Below are 21,085 nucleotides of genomic sequence, written 5' to 3'. Positions count from 1 at the left end.
TCTTAAGAATACTTTAACTGGGAATGTTTGTATATGTTCTTCTGTCGGAGAAGGGGAGTAAATGATAGGGGAGTTCCTTTGGTAACTCCTTTTTTTATATTCAGCAATTCTATTAGTTAGTAAAATCTTATATTTAAATTACTCAGTAAATAACATAGCAAATAGAGAGGGATAATTGTTTATTTCGTCGAATAATGTTAATAAAAGGAATCGGGTCTTTGGGAGGAGGAATTCTAATTGAAGCTATTCGAGATAGTTCCAGAGTCCTTTTTTCGATTGTTATCGGGGACCAATAAGCAATTAAACGCTGAGGCTGTCCAACTATTATATGAACATGCTAAACGAGAGCGCTTTGGTATACGAATTGAATTAATGCGAGATCTTTATCAAGAACTAATTGAATCGTGGGAAGAGTTGGGTGCGCAACTGGAGTGGGATGTAGAACCTTTGGTGAACTCTTCTGGACAATTGAATATAGAAGACGTATCGCGTGCTAAGGCAAACAGCTTGATACGAAGGTTGGAAGCACTGGGCTGGATTGAACTAGAGACACGAGATCGTTATGAAGTTTACATTGTATTGCCTCACTATTCCATTCGGATGTTGTCACTCATTCAGGAACTATGTGAAGGGAAGGCTATTGAATACCAGCGTTATGCTTTTGCTACCTATGGTATGTTGTCCGGTGAAGAATCAAGGGAGCGTCCTGCTATGGCTGTTCGGGAAGCGCTATCCAATACCCTTCAGTTTGATCGGGAACTCTTTACTCTTTACAATAATATGAAACATCATATGGAACAGGTAGTCAGTAAAAAATCGATTCAAGATGTGTTGGACCACCATTTTGATCATTATCAGAAGGAAATTGTCGAGAACAGTTACCATCGGTTGAAAACTTCAGATCATGTGGCCAGGTATCGTCATCAAATCCTTGATATAGTCCAGCGCTGGCAACTGGATGGAGCTTGGATGGAGCAAGCCGTACAGGATGGAATTTCAGGCGGGTTATATGCAAGTTTTGAAGAAGCAGAGTCACACCTGAGACAGTCATTACGAGATATTGAAGCAATCTACTTAGGTCTTGATGACACCTTTTACCGGATTGATCTTCGTCATAATCAGTATTTACGCTCTTCCTACGACCGGGCAAGATATTTGAGTCAGCATCACCAAGGAATCGACCAGAAGCTGGCGTCTATACTGGAAGCCCTGGGGGATTTATCGCTCTCTGTTCCAGACGAAGCTCTCACTCTACTTTCAAGATTACAGCGTATTCGGTTTTTAAATGAGGGATCGCTTCTCTCTGTTAGAAAAAAACGGATTCCCCACCAGCCTAGAGAACATTATGTACTGCCTATCCCAGGAGAAGTAAGGGAACAATTGCGTGAGGAGCGAATTGAGCGTATGCGTAAGGCTATTACGCGTAAGAAAGTGGATGATTTCGTTCTTTCTCGCTTGCAGAATAAAAATAATATGGAAATCGCGGAGCTGGCTCCTCAGAATGTCGAGGAAGTACTGCTCCTGACTTATGTTTATTTATATGGTCAAGATGGTGGTTCTCCCTACCAGATTGAACGTAGTAAAGATCGATTGATTTTACACGCGGGTCCCTACCGTTTTTACAACCATAAGATCAGACCACGAATATCTGAAGGGAGGCAGCGAACTTGATGTGGGAAGAAATCAGCGAACAAGAACGGCAGAAAATCAAGGTTGTACTTAACGGGCTTCTCGCGGTTAATTTTCTCATCCGAGAAAAAGATCGCGATGGATATGCTGTAGTCCGCCGTCATAAAGGAGCTATAGAAGATTATCTAAAAATGCTGGATTGGGAGATGATTGTCGATGAGAGGCACGAGTGCGTGTTTTTACAATCACCCTATAGCTCATTTCGACGCACTCTGGACCGAGAAATGAGCATTTGGCTTCTAATTTTGCGGTTGCTGTATCAGGAAAAACGACAGGGACTGAGCATCAGTGCTTTCCCCGCGACGACGATTCATGAAATACGTACGAAATACGAAACCTTTCGTCTGCCCTGGTTAGGTAAAACCAAGTTGGATCAGGCTATCAAGCTTTGTACCAGATACCAGCTTGCAGAGGCGCTTGACACAGATATTCGTTCCGACGATTGCAGAATCGTTCTTTACCACACCTGGCTATACGTTATTGATTTAGAACAATTGAATGGACTTCAGGATCGCATTGAACAATATGTGGCAGGGGAAGAAAAGGGGATATTTGATGAAGTGGTTCAAGAAGCTTCGGTTGATTAATTGGCATTACTTTGAAGATGAGGTCATGGATTTCGGCAAGCAAACCTTGATTACAGGAAAAAATGCTGCGGGGAAATCAACCATTATTGACGCTCTACAAGTATTGTTTGTAGCCAACCAGAAGATGATTAAGTTTAACCCAGCCGCTCATGAGGATGCCAAGCGTTCATTGTTGGATTATTTAAAGGGCAAGATTGGTAGTGAAGAACGGGGATATTTACGGGACGGAGATTTCAACACTTATTTGCTCGCGGAGTTTGAGGATCAGGAAAAACGGGAGTCGTTTGTAGTCGGCATGGTCGCAGATGTGTTTTCTAATCAAGAGCATGCTGAAGAGTTTTTTATTCTGGCTCCAATGACTTTAGACACGCTTGAACTGATTAAGAACGATGGAAGATTACGAAACCGAGATGAATTCAGAGGGTATTATCAAGGGACCAGTGTTATTAAATCCGTGTTTGAGCAGAACAAATCACAATATCAGAAAGCGTTGCTTTCCCGGATGGGACATGTACATGAGCGTTTTTTTCAGACCTTTACCCGGGCGTTGTCATTTAAACCGATACAGAATATTCGTGATTTTGTATACCAAAATATTTTGGATCGTCAGGAACTGCAGCTCGGTTTGATGAAAGAAAACTTTACTGTGCATGAGCGTTATAAGTTGGAGTTACAGGAACTACAGAAACGCAAAGACAAACTGGAACATATCCGTGATCGATTTCAAATTGTGGAAAAATACAGACATCTTGTCATTGAGCAAGACTATGTGCTTCGTTCACTGCGTGTACTCAAGGAACAGGAAACTTTTGAACAACTGGTGGTGGGGTTGGAGCGACTAAGCCATAAACTGAAATTGACCCTTAGTAATTTGGAACTGGCAAGAAAGAAGAAAGAGGAGGCAACCCTGCAAAGAGAGGATATCTCCCGGAAGCTATATGAAAACAATGAAGAAAAAAGAAAAAATGAACTGGACCAGAGCATAGAGAGCGGAGAGAAGCGTTTAAACGAACTAGAGCAACAGCTTGCCGTATGGCAGCGCTCTATGCAAAAGCAGGTTGAAAATATCACAAATCTTGGTATGTGGATCGGAAACGGGATTTGGAACTGGCAAGACAACGAGAGGGTGCAATTGCAGCTAGCTGCAGATCTGATTGGCGGAATAGCGTCGAATCTTTACGGTTATGACCATGATATCGAATTGGAAAAAGTGCATCTTCAGAAAATAGGAGAACAACTGGAGGGTATTCAAGACCGGATGTCCGAAACACGGATACGTTCGGGTGACCGTCTGAAAGAATTGGAACAAAAGATCAAGGATACAGAAGGAACTATTCGCAACCTGGAGCAGCGTAAGCGCCCTTATAGTGAAGGGGTATTGGCGCTTAAAACTCTACTGGAAGAACGACTTGGAACCCGTTCACCAGTGTGGATATTCTGCGAAGAGATGGAATTAAAGGATGAAACGTGGCGCAATGCGATTGAAGGCTATTTGAACACTCAGCGTTTCGATCTTTTGGTTGAACCGTCCGTATTCCGCGAAGCTTTGGCAATATATGAACGGGAGAAGCATAGTCGCCGAATTGAGGGTATAGGCTTGGTCAATACCGATGCGGAGCGGCAATATTTGAATACAGCACAAAAGGGCTCCCTAGCAGAGTCCGCGGAGGCATCTCATCCTGTTATCCAAGCCCATTTGGAGCATCTGTTGGGCAAAGTGATTAAAGCTGTCGATGAGCAGGACTTGCTGAGTTACCGTACTGCGGTTACAGCAAGTTGTATGGGTTACAGTAATCTAGTGGCCCGGCAAATGCCCGAGCGTCTGTATTCTCCTCCCTACATTGGATCGCATGCCGTCATTCGCCAGTTGGAACTGAAACGTGAAGAGCTTGCACAGTTGAATAAGGAGCACGGTATACTTTCTGTCGAGTTGGAACAGTTGCGAGGCTGGATAGAGCAATTGAAGGGTAAAAGGTCATTGTTCGACATACTGGCTGATCAACTTGAGCTTCCTCACCAGTTGGAGAATTGCTTGACAGATCTACAGTGTTGGCGAAATGAACGAGAAACAATTGATTTAAGTGAAGCTGATCTGTTACGCGAGCAGATAAAAAATTGGAAAAAGACAGAAGAAGATTGGGAGGAAAAGCGCGACAGTCTGAATCAGCAGATAGGTTCTCTAAATACAGAGTATCAGGAAGTTGAGACAAAAAAATATTTGCAAATCAATATCGTAAAAGATAAAGAAGCCATTGTGGAGCATTGGACGGCCACATGGCCGGAACGCCTGCAACAGGCATTGGGAAGATTGGAAGAAGCTAATCGCTCATCTATTGCCACGGAGTCTAAAATTAACAATTGGGAAGGCAATCGCAAAGGAAATGAAACAAGGCTTGCAGAGGAAGCCCGCAACTTATCGCAAAAAAGGACCGAATATAACACGGAATATACGTTTACAACGGATATTGATACAGAACAGAACGATGTTTACGATCATCTTCTGAAACAAGTGGAGGGACTGGATATTCCCGATTATCTTAAGAAGGTGGAGGCAGCACTCCAGGTTTCTGAAGAAGAGTTCAAGTCTCATTTTGTCTTCAAGCTGCGAGAAGCTATTGAGATGGCGAAAAGAGAATTCAGAGAGCTAAACTATGCGCTGGATCACTTTCCATTTTCATCTGACAAATATAATTTTCAGGTAGTACCCAGCGAAAAATATCGGAGATATTACGATGCGGTGATGGATCCTAGATTAATGGAGCGAGGAAACTTGTTTGATGTTATGGATGATGAAAGGGCAGAAGCATTACAAGAATTATTTGAACAGCTTGTACAAAATGAAGCAGAGGACATGGATGAGTTCACTGATTACCGTCGGTATTTGGATTATGATATCTTGGTTCGGCAAGGGGACAGTCAATACCGCTTCTCACAAGTGCTGAAGGAGAAGTCCGGAGGCGAAACCCAAACGCCGTTCTATGTGGCAATCCTTGCTTCATTCTATCATTTGTATCGTTCCGAACGAACCCTTCGACTGGTCGTATTTGACGAAGCATTTAACAAAATGGATGAGCAACGGATTCAGACTAGCCTTAAGTTAATTAAAAGAATGAATCTCCAACTGATAGCAGCGGTACCTGATGAAAAAATACAGCATATGGCACCCGAAGTGACTACTACACTTATTGTCACAAATCAGGATTACCGGTGCTTTGTCGATATGATCGACCGTTGGGAGGATGAAGAAGCTCAAACGATTGAGTCCAAGGAGGATCAAGAAGATTGGCAGCAGGAAACATTGTTTTGAGGTGAAAAAGGGTGAATGAACAGGAGTTTAAAGAGGAGTTCAAATATAGGTTGCTCAACCATCTAATAGATAAGTATGAGCGAAGTACGGCCTTTATCAAAGGGGAAGCAACTAAGCAACGGTCGCAGCTGGAATTAAATGATGTACCTTTTAAAGCAGACTACGAAGACGAGATGGATTTTCGCAAACGTGAATGGATGCATCAGGTCGTAGAGGTACTTGCGCTAGAAGGAATTGTCGATGTGAAACGAGAACGCTCATCTAATTTTATTAAAAAAGTTTATCTAGAATGGGATAAGATAACGGTCGCTTATGGACATGTGGACAGGCAAGCGAAAAAGGACAAGTTGGCCGAATTGACAGATATTCTTAGAGAGCTGAACAATCATCCATGGGACTGGGTAGTCAAATGGACTCAAGGGATAGTTGCTATGTTGGAATCACAACGCTCAGCGGGATTGGATTTAAATGATTTGAAAAGTTATGAAGATGCGGTTCGTGTATTGCAGGAAATGCCGTCTATATCAGGAGATATCCCAAAGCGTATGCTTAGCATGAGGGTTTTCGGAAACAGCAAGTATTTCGAGCAATTTGTTGAACGAAGGCTTCTTTCCATTGTCAGGCAGGGCATTGGAGAAGCGTCCGATCTGGAAAAAGGAAAATTGGATCTGATTGGAATCGTACCCCACCCAAAACCTGTCTTGATTGGAGGATGTGGTCACTTCAATCTAAATGGGGCTCATTTGTCATTGGAACTGTTCCCCGATGGAACAGCATTGTATCCTGAGACCTTAAAAACATTACGATGGACCCAGTTGGATGTTGAGCGAATTGTAATGATCGAGAACTTAAGTAGTTATCATCAATGGTTTCGAGTCCGTCAATCTGTGCGGGAATTGGTGATTTACACCGGCGGATTTCCACACCGTATTCTTCAATCATTCCTGAGAGATTTATGGGATATAGTTAAAAAAAGTACTGAATCCATTCATGTATTTCACTGGGGAGATATAGACTTAGGTGGCATCCAGATTTATCGGTTTCTACAACGAGATTGCCCCCTTACTATTCATTCTTTGTTTATGAGTGAGGGAATACTTCGGCAATTTGGAGAAACGGATTGGGATCATCCAGAGCGTTATCGAAAGAGAGCAAATGATCTAATTCAAAATGAATCGTATAGTCAGTGGCATGTCCTGTTGGCGACTATGGCTAAAACTGGTCTTAGGATGGAACAAGAGGCAATTCCTGATCAATTTGTGCAAGAGATTTTTAGTTCAGGAAGCACCAATATGAGATAAATTCAATTCGCTTCGGGATTGTATGTTCAAAAACTATGGAAAAGATTTAAAAGAAACCGGGCAATTAGATTTTAAACAAGAATGACGAAACCATTTACATGAACATATGGATTTTTAGCATCTATTCTATTTTATGGTTACGCGGATTGGAAAACGCTATCCTGGAGTCTCAAGCGACAATGCAGAAAGGTGGGGGGACTTAGGTTCTCCCTTTTTCTATTGATAAAGATATTGTATGGAAAATACTACCGGACGTTGTCGGTTGTATTATAATGGAAGGAGGGGAAAAGACAAGTTAGGAAACATCTGGGGGGATAGAATTGTTCATAAAACAAATGAGGATATGTAATTTTAGAAATATTGAGGACATAAACATTGATTTTCATAAGGGACTTAATATTTTAGTTGGAGAGAATAATACGGGTAAATCCGCAATAATGGATACCCTTAGAATTTGTCTTGGCTTTGGCAAACAAAATAGGGACTTATTATATAAAACAGAGCGATTTTCATATTGACAGTAACAGTATAGAGTCGCCTATAAAGCCAATAGAGTTCCATTTAATATTCGAAATGGAGAATCCTACTGAAAGTGGCGTTTTTATTGAGTTATTCTCGCAAAGCCAAGATGGTACTCAGAAAAGTCTTCAAATTCATTATAAATACTATTTGGAAGAGAGAAATGGAATGTACCGAATGAACAAAATAAAATCATTTGGGAAAGAAGACTTTTACAGCATTCAATGACAGGCGTTAGTGGTTAATTTACTAATTTATTAATTAATCTAAAGCAAGGAAAACTTTTGATAGTAGGATAGGTGATATTATGAATAGTACAGAGTTGAGGCCAGCGTTGAAAAAAATTTTTAATGATAATATAAGTTATAAGAACCCAACACAAGCAGCAAATCAAGCTGATTCTATAGCTGCTTTATCGGTAGATCTTTATACAGATTCAAATAGATTTATATATGAGCTTCTACAAAATGCTGATGACTCACCTTGTAACACTGATGGAGTTAAAGTTTGGGTAAAAGTATTTAATGATGAATTGGTAGTAGCACATTCAGGTAAAGTGTTTGATGAAAAAGATATTCGCGGTATTTGTAATATTAACAGCGGGACAAAAAAATCCGACTTAAAAAAGACTGGATATAAGGGTATTGGATTTAAATCAGTATTTGGTCAATCAAACAATGTCGTAATATATACTAACGGCGAATTTTTTAGATTTGATAGTTCTTATAATTTTGAATGGAATTGGGAAATATCGCAAAAAGAGTGGGAAGACGAAAATAATCGAAGATTTCAATATCCTTGGCAAATAATCCCGATATACACAGAAACCATAGAGGTTAGAGCAGAAATAAGAAGGTTTATTTCTGAAATTGGTTCAAGTGTTGCAACAGTACTTAAAATAAAGCATATCGATGAAACAAAAGATGCAATTCAAAACTTATCTCAAAATATGAATATGTTTATCTTTTTGAAAAATATTACAGAAATTCATTTTGAAGATAAAATTATTACAATTGATAGGAGTAGCGTAAATAAAATAATCTTAGATAAAGGAAAAAAGTCTCAAAAAGACTGGTTGATAAATAATGTAAGCTTAAATGTTTCAGAAGAGCTAAAAAAGACTCTTGTAGAAGAACGGCATATCCCTCCCAAATTATTAGATGCGGACTTTATTGAGATGACCTTTGCAGCAGAAATTGATAGTAATGGCATAGTTTCTTTAGAAAAAAAAGATAGAGTTTTATATTCATATTTACCGACTGGTGAAACAAAATATGAATTCCCAGTGTTAGTAAACTCTAATTTTCTTATATCCGCTAATAGAGAAAGTATTCACAAAGATTCAAAGTGGAACCAGTGGTTGTTTGAATGTATTTCTTATGAAATTTTTAAATGGATCTCTAAGCTAGTGCCTTCTGATATTTCATTTGAGGCATATAAATTAATACCAGATGAATCCCCATTTAGTGATGATTTGGCGAAATCTTATAACAAGGGGATTAAAAAAGCAAAAGAAGATATTGCTTTTATTCTATCTCGTAACAATACAATAATTAAGATTAGCGAAGCCTTGATAGATTTTACATACTTATCAGAAAAGAATTTTATTGGTGAAGAACCTATTAAAAATTTTATTACAAAACAAAGTTCTAATGCTGCAACTAAATTTTATGTTAAACAATGTAATTATTGGAATAAATTGAGCAAACTTGAGGTTTCATGCTTTGAATGGAAAGATTTTAAATTATTTTTGAAATCTGTGTTTTTTAAAGAGACACATTCGATTCAAAAAAATATTCAGTTAATAAAATTTTTAAGGTTGTCTTGTAATTCAGAAAAAGTTAAAGGTGTAACCGATGAATTTGTAAGCACTCTTCCTTTTATTTGGGATCATAAAAATCAAATTAACTATCCCAAACAAGTCTGTTTTCCAACAGCTGATGATGAAAACTGGAATAAAATAGACAATGAATTATCTTTTGTTCATAAAGATATATTGAGTTGGTTATTACACGAATTAGAGACAAAAAACTGGTTAGAAAGCCTTGGAGTAAAAGAAAAGACTGATATAACCTATATAACACAAAACCTCCTACCTCATATAAGTAACTATATTAATAAAGATAATGCAATATCTGAAGTTCAAAAATTATTTTCTTTATATAGAAAAGGTGAACTAAAAGAAAATCTTCTCTATCAATTATCAGAAATAAACCTTATGACTACAAAAAATACGCTGTTACAAGCATCTAAATGCTATTTATCTGATTTTTATAATCCAAGATTGAAAATCGCAAAAATACTTAGAGAAGATATATTTGTTAGTGAACAGTATTGTGTAAATACACTTGATAAAGATGAGTGGAAACGATTTTTCAAGATACTAGGAGTAAATGATGGTATAAATACCATACATTATAGCCAGAAAATCAATAAAACTTTATTGATAAATAAGGGGTTAGCTGTAGAATATTTTTCAACATCTGATATGGTGTTTAAACCATATATGAGTTCGTTTAGGGCGGATGAGTTTATAAATATTTATACTTTAACATTGATAAATCATGTTTCAGGAAACAATAAGTTCTCTAATTTGTTTTGGCGTGATTATATTGAAAACTATCAGCCCAGCGAAATTGTTGTTGGTGCAACTGCATATTGGGGCAATGATGGGATGCCTGGGCGTACCAGTGGTAATATAGTTGGCAATTATATACCTTGGTTAATAAAGAACATGAACTGTATCCCAACACTTTCAGGACAAATACTAGTTTCTTCATCTGTATTTTTAAATACAGATGAAATTAAGGATATTGCAGGAAAATATCTACCAGTATTTAGCGGTCCAGAATTATCACAAAATTGGAAGGCCTTTTTCAATTTTAAAACTCAACTCGAACTTGAAGATTATTTAGTTATACTCGCACAAATTCCATTGAGTATTCAAGATGATGGTAATATAAAAAGCGAAAATTATGAAAGAATACAATTAATATATTCAATTTTATTAGATAATTCTACTAATTGGAGTTTAGATAATATTGAATTAATCAATATTTGGTCAAATACAAACTCTCTACTGAATAGTAAAGACTCATTTACGGAATGTAAAGCTTTGCATTATTTTTTAGATGGCAATGAATCCATTTTTCAAGAACAATATGATTTTATAAAATTGAATGCAAAGAATAAAAGTCATCCGAATCTCAAAAAAATGTTGACTTATTTTCAAGTGAAATTATTAAGTCAAAATCAGTTTAATTTAGTCTGTGATAATGTAGAAATATGTGACAAATTGAAAATAAAGTTAAAAAGCATTGTTCCATACTTAAAAATATGGATAGAACATGATGAAAATGATGATAATATTGAGCAAAAATTATTGCAGATGCAAGATAAAATCAATGTTTTAGAAATTTATCAATCAAAAGAGCTAAAAATCACATATGATGAAATGAACTTTATAAAATATGTGAATTTGCATGTTGATGAAAATAAGATTTATGTAACAAACCCGTGGAATTCAAATAGCGTACTATTAAGATTAGCCGAAAAGCTATGTATTTATTTTGGCTTAGAGGGATATAGTAGTAAACTTGATTTTTTATTAAGAGCTGATGATGATGAAATTCGCAGATATCTTTCCCACGAAGGTATTGAATTGACTTTAGAAAATTTAGTAGGTGGAACTAATGTAGCTACATCAGAAGATGGTAAGGACAGCTACAAAGAAGACTTATTTGAAGACTTTTTTGAAGTTTCAGGGCAGCATCTTAGTAGAAAAGCATATATACAGTCACTTATTCCAAGAGCTATAGATAACGTGATTAAACATCTTAATACATTACCAGAATATGATTGCACGGCTGCAGATGTAATTTCAGAAAGCATTATTGGAGGAATAACTAAAAATGGAAATGATATAAAAGTGGTTGCTAGACCATCAGATAATGATAAAATAAGACTCTATTATGATTCTGAATTTGATGTCCTTGAATATGTAGATGCAGAGATTTGGTATGAAGATGGTGTTACACCTCCTAAACGGTTTACACTTGGTCAGCTCTTGAAAATGACAAAAATTAATAAAATACCAATCAAAAAAGTTGATATTAAAGATACTGAATTCAATAATCCGAAATCCGATATATTAGATTTTGATGCAGTACCTTTTTCACCTGAAAAAACAGCGAAAATCATTTCATCTTTCGCTAATACTAGCGGTGGTACTATAGTTTTTGGGATAAAAGAGCTTTCTCCAATGAAAAATGAAATAGTTGGCTTGAGTACTGATTTCAATGTAATTGATATTACCAATAAAGCAATCTCAATGCTTAATCCAACACCTAATGTAAGTTTTGATTGGATAATAAAAGGTGAGGAATTAGTATTTGTTATTGAAACAGAAAAAGCAAACGAGGATATACTTTTGAATAATCAAAAATATATCCGACAATTAACTTCTACAGTATTAATAAATGATAAAATAAGAAAAACTGATTTAATTGTAAATAATCCACAATTCAAAAGAACTATAGCTATTATTATTTCAATAGAAAACTATTTCCCAAAACAAAGAAATCAAATACCATCAGTAAAATATGCTAATAATGATGCTGCGAAATTCAAAGAAGTATTAATAAATAAATTAAATATAGATGAAAGTGATATCATAATTTTAGAAAATGATAATGCCATAAAAAATGAGATTGAAGATGTTATAAAATATCACTTGTTCTCTTTGACCAGTGACGATAGACTGATATTTTATTATGTAGGACATGGTTTTCATGATGGTGCGACTAACTACATCTCAACATACGATATGAGTAAAACAGATATTTCGAATACTGCAATTTCATTGAGAAAGTTATTGCTTGATCCTTTAAAACGCTCTGAATGCAATAATGCACTAATTTTTATTGATGCTTGTGCTCAGAGTTTTATAGATGAATATTCTAGAAGTACTATTTCTAATATTAATGACGAAGATTTGTTCATTTTATCAAATGAATTTCCTCATTATGCATTATTCTTATCTTGCCAAGATGGAGAGAAATCCTATTCTTGTGATGAATTAGAAAATGGTATATGGACTTATTATTTAACGAAAGCAATAAATGAATCGGTAGATGAAGTGATTTTTGGCCATCGATACCTCACAGATAGAAAGCTGGGGGATTATTTATCTTTAAATGTATCTCAGTATGCAAAATGCAAATATGATTGGAATCAAAATCCTAAGATAATACTTGATTCAAGCTATGAAAATGTTATAGCTGAAGTTAAATAGGATGAATGAGATGAAAAGATAACACCAAAAATTTTATTCAAGGTAATAATGTTTGAAGATCGGAATTGAACTGCCTCCTTCCAAGTAGACAATGTAAAAACAACAAAGTTAGGTTAACCCTCAGCTCAGATTAACAGAGTTGAGGGGGGGGATGCAGCCAGCTTGCCGGTAATCATCTGAATAATGCTAGTTATTGAAATAGGCTACATGAAGAGTGCTCTTTTTGAGAAGGAGATTTTGGAGTGGAATAGTTTCATTAAGAATATAGAAAAAAATCAAGTAGTTGGTTCCCAACTTTCTTTTCATGGTAATTCCTGGTGGTTCCACACTTTCTTTTTTTCATCTTTATCACGTACCGCGGCACACCCAGTAAAATCAACAAAATTGGTTCCACAGTTTTTTATCACCTGACAGTGGTTGTTCAATGACATTAAAGTTGGTGTATGGACATTAATATTGGTGTCTGAACATTATTGTTGGTGTTCGGACATTAATGTTGGTATCTGAACGTTATTCGTAAATTAAGATTATTGTTTGTTATTACTTTAGAGGTTGCCCTGATTCGAGGGCAACCTTTTTTTCATGATAATAACCTTTGAGTAAAATTAGGTTATAAATTGATATTTCGATTGCCTTGCCGTTAAGCTAATGGGCAGGATAGCGGAATTGATAGGAGGAGTTAAATGGAAATGCAACATCAGTGGCCCTTCGAGGAGTTTAGAAACGTCATAGTATTTACAACAAAAAGTATTTTGGAGCGAAAGCTCCCAATTCTATATATGTATCTCATGACGAAGACGATATGATCTGGCAATTCCTTTTGGAAGAAATCGTGGATATAGATTTAGGGTTGATAGAACAATCAGATTTGTCTATAGGTTGGTATGTCTGGAGAGACGGTATTAATAAGCCATGGAAACGGGCTTTAAAAGCAAATTAACGCGAAACTATTTGATCAATTTAAAGATTTAGGATTATTGTACCTTGGGCTGTCAAAGAAGTGTTGACCCTCGTCTACGATGACGTTATTCATGGATATCCTGATGGTACCTTCAAGCCTAAAGGATTATTGAATGTGACGGGGCAATGTACTATAGTTCTCCAAGTGCCCGAGATCTGGAATCCAGAGGCTAGACGATTGAGCGAATCTGGAGCCGAAACTGGTGGAGAAATCCTATAAATGAAATAGAGCGTATTGATCAGCGGATTAAGGAGTTAATTCGTAAGAAAAAGGTAAGAGAAAGAGTAGAAATGCTGTAGTGTAGCGATCATAAATATAGTTTGAAGATAAGAAAAAAAGGTGCTATTTAGTTTTCTAAAGTTAAAAAACTATAGGCCCCTTTTTTATAAGCTTTATCGACATGCACTACCTTTAGATCGGCACGGAGAGCCATACCATAATTGGCGGTGAAAAATTGGGTATAAAGAAGGATAGAGAGAACTGTGAGATGACGGAAGAAGAGACAACAGAGTTATGTATATCCCCCTAGAGACGGACTTAAGGGGGATATTTGTATGACTAAATCGACAATGTTTTCCAAATGCGTGATATAATTATCATACGTTTTTGGGAAATTGGAAGACATGGATACGGCGAAAAACTGAAGTATAAATGATATTAATAATTCTATGGAAGTGGGGAGGAACATGAACTGGGCTGCATTTCAATCACACGGAGAAGCACTTACTGGTGCATTCGAAGCATTTTGTAATCAACTATTTGATTTATACTGTAAGCGTGAATATAGTGGCCGTATCATCTCCTTCGCAATCGTGAACGGATCTGGTGGGGATGGTGGGGTCGAAGCGTATGCAAAGCTAGATGACGGTTCGTTCGTAGGAATTCAATCAAAATGGTTCTTAAACTCTATTGAAGCGAGAGAAATCAGCCAAATTCGTAATTCTGTAAGAACTGCCATGACCGTACGACCAACATTGCAGAGGTATATTGTATGCATACCCAGAGACTTGGCTTCTTCGACTGCAAGAACAACGAATTCGGAAGATGCCCGTTGGGCTTCATTTATCAAGGAAATGCTTGCCGTGTACCCTAATTTGGAGATTATCCTGTGGCACGAATCCAAATTGCGTGAAGAACTCCAACTTGATGTAACAGGGGGGATTCGGCGTTATTGGTTCGAACAGGAAGAGCTTTCGATCGAATCGATGAAATTTCAGTTTTCTAAGGCAAAAGCGGGGTGGCTGCAGCCCAAATATATTCCGTCTTTGCATGGACAAGGGCGAATTCATGACGAAATGAAGAACATTTTGCCGGATCGCTCGCGACACGATGAATGGATACGATTGCTGAGACGCAATTTGGAGTCCGTACAATTCATCAGAAAGGAAATCGCTCATGCAATTGCATTTTTTCAACAAAAAGAATTGACTGTAGAGCTTACCGTAATTGATCAATACTTGTCTCAAGTAGAGCCAAATATTGTACAACTAGTGGAGAGTTGCCAGTATGGTACCGAACCCAAGGAATTCTCGATGTCAAAACGTCCAAATCCGAGCCCAACTTTAGAACTGTTGAACAAAATTCCGATCCGCTCATTAACCTCTATTAACAAATCTGACATTACGAAAGCAATAACTCAATTTGCAGAGCTTGAGGTTGAAGAGCACATGCTACAAATTAAAAACTTAATAAGCCGGAAAATGTATGCGTTCTTAGGAGATCCTGGAACAGGGAAGACCCACGGAGTTGCCAATGCAATAGAGGAACACGTCGAATTGGGTAACAATCCGGGGTTTATCATACAGGCGAAATCGTTTACTGCAAGTAGTACATGGCGTTCTATTTTGGCCGACTCCGTTGGATTATCAGCATCTTGGACGGAGGAAGAAATATGGAGAGCGTTGGAAGCCTCCGCATACAGATGCGATGTTAGGAATGCGAGAGGTACGAATGAAAATCATGAGTTTGTACCTACTAAGATCCTGATGTGTATAGACGGGCTCGATGAGTCGATTCCATGGGATCATTGGCATGAAAAAATACGCGAATTGCAAATCATTACAGAACGTTTTCCACGTATTCGTGTTGTAGTCGCCAGTAGACCGTATGTGTTTTCTTCTGCTACCTTGCATGGCCTGACACCTATTCATCTCTCTGCGGAAGGAGACCTGCGGGTCGGCGACTTGTTCGAACGATATTTAAAGGCGTATCATATCCGTTTTGAAGAGGCGGAATACTTTGCATGGCTGAGATGGAGTTTGAAAACCCCTTTGGCTCTACGTTTATTCTGCGATCAGTACTGTGATCAAACGCTTCATAAACAAGATGGCGTTTCCACCACGATATCTCATCTACTCGCAGGGAAAATCAAGCAAGTCGATGAAGAAATAGGGAGGAGCCTTGGAGCTTTATGGAATACAAAGGACCAATTAGTTTTGCGTGCATTATTGTCTATCGTAAACCATGTACTTGAACATAGCAGCATAGAAAGGTCTTTGTTGTCCTCACTTATATTGGACAGTGTGCCTAACGGTGCGATCAATGCGAGTGCCGCTTTACATATGATTGATTTTTTGACGAAGTACGGTTTGCTGTATGAAATAGCAGAGCAGACGAATCCATTAATCCCGACAACTGTTCGATATGAGGTAGCTACACAGCCGTTAATGGATTACTTGCTTGCAGTCAAACTTGTTGAGGGTTTTAATCAAAACGGCAAAGTATCCATTCCTGAAATCTTTTTCAAGCGGGTCGGCGCGCAACAAATGGCAGCGATCATGTTGCTGCAGGACCATAATACTTTAGTCACTCAACAAATAGGTTGGAATAGATCAAATCTGTTTGACATCCAACTTTTTGCTCTAGCTAATGTTTCGGCAGATAAAACAGTGCCTTACGTGGAAAAAACCAAAGAAATGCTCGTTAAGTCGATGCCCTTGAGCAGACGAATCGTAAATGAACTAATTGGAAGAGTAGCGCGTGTGCCTAATCATCCTCTTGGTCCAAATCTACTTCATGGTGTTTTGGATGCTTTTAAAACGCCAGCAGAGCGTGATTTGTTCTGGTCTTTGCCTGAATATGTTCCGGGTCAGGGGTATTATAGCTGGGAAGGGCATGGCGAGTGTATTTGCTCCATTGAAGAGTATGAATTATTTCCCGACGATCTCCACTGGGGTTTGCCGCTTCTTTATGCATGGAATCTCACGAATACGGACAATACAATCCGAAATAATGCCAGAAAAAAATTGACAAGGTGGGGGATGCAAAATCCGAGTGAGTTTACTGAACTGCTTAAACTGACATTTAATACGAATGACCCGCAAATGAAAGAAGATCTTGCATGCTGCGCATACGGAGTAGCAAGCCGTCTGACTCATGAACGTATTGCCTTAAAAGCGTTGACGGAATGGGCATTGAATGCGATCTTTCATAAAGACCGGATACAAAGTAACATGAATGCTGTTGTTAGATTTGCTGGCCGCGCTATAGCGGAGCGTGCAATGGTGTATGGGGCAATCACTGAAGAAGAAATACAGATGGCTCGCCCACCGTATTCCCCTGCCACGGAACTCATGATGCTCAATTCTGAGGGGGCTTCAGCAGGTCGTGACGGTTTTGAACCGATAAATAGTGATTTGTCGTGGTACGTGATAAAGAAAGGATATGAAGACTTCTTCCAAATTGATGATGAAAAAGAGTCGGGTCATCCTCACACCCAAATCGAACGAGCACCTACATCATTACTAGTGAAACTGGCCGATCACATCCAGGACATATCGGTCAAACAAGAAATTGAAAAGGAATTGCTTCAAAGAGATGAAAAGGGTAAACAGTATGAACAATTTCAGAGGATGCTTCACAAGGACTATGAGTTGTTCAACGTATCCCATGAATATGATGTCAATGAAAATGAAGTTCAAGAAGCTGAAGATGATATTGATTGTTTGTTGAACGATGTTCTAAATAACTTGGAGAATAGTCGCCAAACTGAAGAAACTATGGAAGTCAGTGCTGAGCGAGACCGATATTCTAGGGAAGCGAGAGAATTCCTCAAACGACATGCCATTAATGCGGGACTATCCAAGTTGACGCCGCATCAGTTTGCAATTGCGAGCGCTTCTGCTTATTTGAATCGGATGGGATGGAACCGCGAGCAGTTCATCGGAAAGCCGAACGGTGGAAAATCAGGCGAGGTACTTGGTGTGGATATCTCAATTATTCGTGCGTACCAACAGGCTACTCATGGTAGTCGCAGCACGGTTATGCCCTTTAGCGAGAAATATGTTTGGTGCGCAGTGCATGATATGTTAGGTTACCTAGCGGATAGATTGCCTCATTACTCCTATGGTGATGACGGTAAAGAAAAAGTATGGGTATCGGACTACAGTATTTTACTTAACGTTCCGAATCCAGTTCAAGAATTGTCGAGCCAATCGCCTGATGAGGTTCGAGGACGCACGGGATGGTTTATCCCTGATGATTTGTCACCTTCATTATCTGAATGTGACGATGACCAACCCGAAACAATCACTAATTGGATCAGAAATGCCCCCATTCCAGATTTTAAGCGTTGGATCTACTCGACAGAGGATGAAATGACCGCTGTTTCTGGAGATTTGACTGGAAGCTGGGTTTGTTTATGCAACCAGACCACCCTGACAGAACCGAATACATTGTCGGACTCTATTCTTTGGATGAAGAGTTGCATTATCAAAGAGACGGACTTTCCTTTGTTCATACAGGATCTGCACGAGAAGTCCAGTCAACTAATTGATAATTTGTCCGATCCAATCGACCAATTACACTCTTCTCCCCGTACGGATACCTATATGAATCCATCGGCTTTAAGTTGGATGCATTGGATAGAGGATTTGTACAGTTCATTTCGTGTTTTTAGCGTTAATGAGCAGGACTTGAAAGAGTACGAAGTATGGAAATGCGTATCGGAAGTAACTCATAGCTCGGTAGAAGAGCGAGAATTCACTTTTACACTTCCATCAAAAATTATCCGAGACATGGTACAGGTTGCGGACGGAGATGGATGGCGTTATTGGGATCAGAATATGAATGTTTTATCATTTTATAGTATAGCAGGAAGCGAGTACCGCAATCATCAGGAGTTGCTTTTTGCAAGTAAAAATACATTGGATAATGCATTGGCTCAGCATAAATACCGAATGATCTGGGTTATTCGTATGCTACGGGAACCGTCACCTAAAGTGAGGGAGAAGCATGGGGATTTCTTTATTGAACATGATCGCGTATGGGTAGCATATGAACATCAAGGAACGTTCCATCTCTCATTGATTAAAGAGATTGTTGATGGAAGGCCTTAAATACTAACGCTTAGTTAGAGCCGAAAATATGCGGATTGGAAACAAGTATTTTGTATGGCAATGCTGTCGCCATTGCGAATGAATTTGACATCGTTCGCGGGTATGACAACGGCAATTTCAACGGCAGTAAGCAAATCACAAGAGAGCAAGGCTTAGCGATGATTGTCCGCACGTACTGCTTTTTCCAGTTCGAAGGTTTGCGAAGGTGGAAACTAACGGCGTATGGTACACCGAGAACGGTGAAATACCTTTGAAGGTTAAAGGGAAGAAACTATCTGGCCAGGTAGATGTCCTAGCCTATAAGCCGGACAAGCAACTCCTGGTCATGCTGGAATGCAAAGTTTACGAACTACCAAGTTCGCCCAATCAAATGCTGAATCTTCTGAACAAGTTCGGGAGTGGTGACCGAAAGAAGATTCACAAAGATCTAGACGCCAAGCTTGAATGGGTGCTTAAGAGTGATTTATTTGCAAATAAGGAGCTTAATCTCTTCAGGGGGCTGATGCTCGATCGGAAATTCCCAGGCATGTACCATGACGACTTTACCGTTATGGATCCCAAACTATTCGAGGAAGTTCTTCAGGAACTGGAAGAAGTGGAGCGAATTCCTGTGCGGAAGGACGCCATTGGTTAAGAATCTGGCTAGTGAATTTTCCTTAAGTCAGGAAATTCCTAGACTCAACTAACGGGAACGTTAGTTCAATAAAACATCGGTAGTATAGGACTTTATTTTTCTATCCGAGGTTACTTTGAAAATCGAGTAGTTGAAGTTGATGAAAGACTTCGTGGAAAAGAAGTAAATTACTATGAGAAACAGCTTAGGGAAGAAGGGCGTGGTTGGATATAGCCAAAACAGAGAATGGATTAACCAATTCGTTCCGTGGCAAGTTCATCAGAAGCTTACCTAATATGAAAAATCCGTTTGTAGCAATGCCCGTTCCAACTATCTTTAAAAGTATCACAGCCCAACCATAAGAGATTTACTACTTCAAGGTTATATCACTTATGGTTGTATATATTTTTAGAAACAAGACAATAAAGAAGATATGAAACATTTTTGGTTATAAGCTAATGTTCTTAATAATGTAAACTTGTAGAAATTGGATGTAAATCGTATAATATATTTGATAAATTAACAAAATTATCCTGATGGCTTCGCCTTTAAAAGGCGAAGCCATCAGTTGTATATAGGTATCTAATATATTAATTAATATATAACTTTGTTCTTGGGGGTGTAAGGATGTCAAAGCGTGGCTCTCGAATGGCTCAACTTCAGAAGAATTACATTAAGAAGGGTAGAGGATTGGGAAGAGGAGCAGACTACAGACCATTTATCCAAGCCCATGACAATAAGATTGCTTCAGAAGGCTGGATTACCCGTCATAAGGGCTGGAAGACTGGAAGGACGCATCATACACTCTCGGAACATGAACGCAAATATCTGTATTACTGTGAGTGGCTTGACATGGTCATAGATATTAGAGAGCAATGGCCGTTATTACCAATTGAAAAGACGATCGAGATTGCAAAAAAATTAGGCATTGAACACGCCAATCTTGATGGTACCCCTGTAGTTATGACTACCGATTTTAGACTTACCTTATCTACTTCAAAAGGTGATTTTGACGTCATTCGAACAATCAAGCCAACTAATAAATTAGATAATAGAACAATCGAATTGTTTGAAATAGAGCGAGTGTATTTTGCGGAAGAAGGGATTGATTGGTGTATTGTCACTGAAGAGAAAATTCCAGATATTCTTGTCAAAAACGTTGAATGGATGGCAGGTGCGAAATATTTAGAGACTAGGAAGGGGGTAAACGAGGAGTTGTTATCTTTGGCTTCGGAGCCACTGTTTCAGTTATTCGACGATGATGCTGGTAGAACCTCGGTAGCAAATTTATGCCTTCGTGCAGATAAACTTTTCGGGTTACAGTCAGGTACATCGATGTTTATTCTTCAACATAATCTTGCAAATAAGCGGTGGGGAGCAGCAATTGAACAGAAACTTATTAGAGAAGGAGAGCCGCTGGTCATATCGGATTTGACAGGGGCTAAGGAATCAAGCCGGTTTGCGTAATGAAAGGAGCGG

Annotated in this window: 11 protein-coding genes; all 11 read left to right on the top strand. The window is 38.4% G+C overall.

What is annotated here, in order from left to right; translation table 11 throughout:
* Nucleotides 1-237: 237 nt before the first annotated feature.
* The gene (locus AC3ZPD_RS21020; protein ID WP_490986232.1) at nt 238-1,671 is read left to right on the top strand and encodes a Wadjet anti-phage system protein JetA family protein; all 1,434 of its coding nucleotides are present in this window, start codon (nt 238-240) and stop codon (nt 1,669-1,671) included.
* Nucleotides 1,671-2,276 carry a DUF4194 domain-containing protein gene (locus AC3ZPD_RS21015; protein ID WP_490986266.1) on the top strand — a complete coding sequence of 202 codons (606 nt, stop codon included), beginning with the start codon at nt 1,671-1,673 and terminating at the stop codon, nt 2,274-2,276. Before AC3ZPD_RS21020 ends, AC3ZPD_RS21015 begins: the two co-directional genes overlap by 1 nt.
* Nucleotides 2,245-5,583 (top strand): ATP-binding protein, encoded by a 3,339-nt coding sequence (locus AC3ZPD_RS21010; protein WP_490986231.1) that lies wholly within the window; start codon nt 2,245-2,247, stop codon nt 5,581-5,583. The genes AC3ZPD_RS21015 and AC3ZPD_RS21010 overlap by 32 nt, the downstream gene beginning before the upstream one ends.
* Before the next feature lie 11 nt (nt 5,584-5,594).
* Nucleotides 5,595-6,884: a Wadjet anti-phage system protein JetD domain-containing protein gene (locus tag AC3ZPD_RS21005; protein WP_490986230.1), complete on the top strand. Its 1,290-nt coding sequence runs from the start codon at nt 5,595-5,597 to the stop codon at nt 6,882-6,884.
* A 335-nt stretch (nt 6,885-7,219) separates the two neighbouring features.
* A complete protein-coding gene (locus AC3ZPD_RS21000) occupies nt 7,220-7,402 on the top strand; it encodes an AAA family ATPase (RefSeq protein WP_490986265.1) in 183 nt (60 codons plus the stop codon).
* Nucleotides 7,403-7,710: 308 nt separating this feature from the next.
* Nucleotides 7,711-12,696, top strand: coding sequence for a sacsin N-terminal ATP-binding-like domain-containing protein (locus AC3ZPD_RS20995; protein WP_490986229.1), 4,986 nt, complete (start codon nt 7,711-7,713; stop codon nt 12,694-12,696).
* 1,000 nt (nt 12,697-13,696) lie between these two features.
* Nucleotides 13,697-13,876 carry an S-layer homology domain-containing protein gene (locus tag AC3ZPD_RS20990; RefSeq protein WP_490986228.1) on the top strand — a complete coding sequence of 60 codons (180 nt, stop codon included), beginning with the start codon at nt 13,697-13,699 and terminating at the stop codon, nt 13,874-13,876.
* 467 nt (nt 13,877-14,343) lie between these two features.
* Nucleotides 14,344-18,993: an NACHT domain-containing protein gene (locus AC3ZPD_RS20985; protein ID WP_490986227.1), complete on the top strand. Its 4,650-nt coding sequence runs from the start codon at nt 14,344-14,346 to the stop codon at nt 18,991-18,993.
* Nucleotides 18,994-19,028: 35 nt separating this feature from the next.
* Nucleotides 19,029-19,247 carry an S-layer homology domain-containing protein gene (locus AC3ZPD_RS20980; protein WP_490986226.1) on the top strand — a complete coding sequence of 73 codons (219 nt, stop codon included), beginning with the start codon at nt 19,029-19,031 and terminating at the stop codon, nt 19,245-19,247.
* A complete protein-coding gene (locus AC3ZPD_RS20975) occupies nt 19,199-19,627 on the top strand; it encodes a hypothetical protein (RefSeq protein ID WP_490986225.1) in 429 nt (142 codons plus the stop codon). The genes AC3ZPD_RS20980 and AC3ZPD_RS20975 overlap by 49 nt, the downstream gene beginning before the upstream one ends.
* Nucleotides 19,628-20,233: 606 nt before the next feature.
* Nucleotides 20,234-21,073 (top strand): TnsA endonuclease N-terminal domain-containing protein, encoded by an 840-nt coding sequence (locus tag AC3ZPD_RS20970; RefSeq protein WP_490986224.1) that lies wholly within the window; start codon nt 20,234-20,236, stop codon nt 21,071-21,073.
* The last annotated feature ends 12 nt before the right edge of the window (nt 21,074-21,085 follow it).

The organism is Paenibacillus mobilis (assembly GCF_058267595.1).
Note: the sequence above shows the minus strand (reverse complement) of the source record. Positions and strands in the feature narration are given on the sequence as shown.

Bases quoted from the DNA above. Each gene is read 5' to 3' on its own strand.
- AC3ZPD_RS21015 (WP_490986266.1), top strand. From the start codon at position 1,671: ATGTGGGAAGAAATCAGCGAACAAGAACGGCAGAAAATCAAGGTTGTA.
- AC3ZPD_RS21010 (WP_490986231.1), top strand. From the start codon at position 2,245: ATGAAGTGGTTCAAGAAGCTTCGGTTGATTAATTGGCATTACTTTGAA.
- AC3ZPD_RS21000 (WP_490986265.1), top strand. From the start codon at position 7,220: ATGAGGATATGTAATTTTAGAAATATTGAGGACATAAACATTGATTTT.
- AC3ZPD_RS20995 (WP_490986229.1), top strand. From the start codon at position 7,711: ATGAATAGTACAGAGTTGAGGCCAGCGTTGAAAAAAATTTTTAATGAT.
- AC3ZPD_RS20985 (WP_490986227.1), top strand. From the start codon at position 14,344: ATGAACTGGGCTGCATTTCAATCACACGGAGAAGCACTTACTGGTGCA.
- AC3ZPD_RS20970 (WP_490986224.1), top strand. From the start codon at position 20,234: ATGTCAAAGCGTGGCTCTCGAATGGCTCAACTTCAGAAGAATTACATT.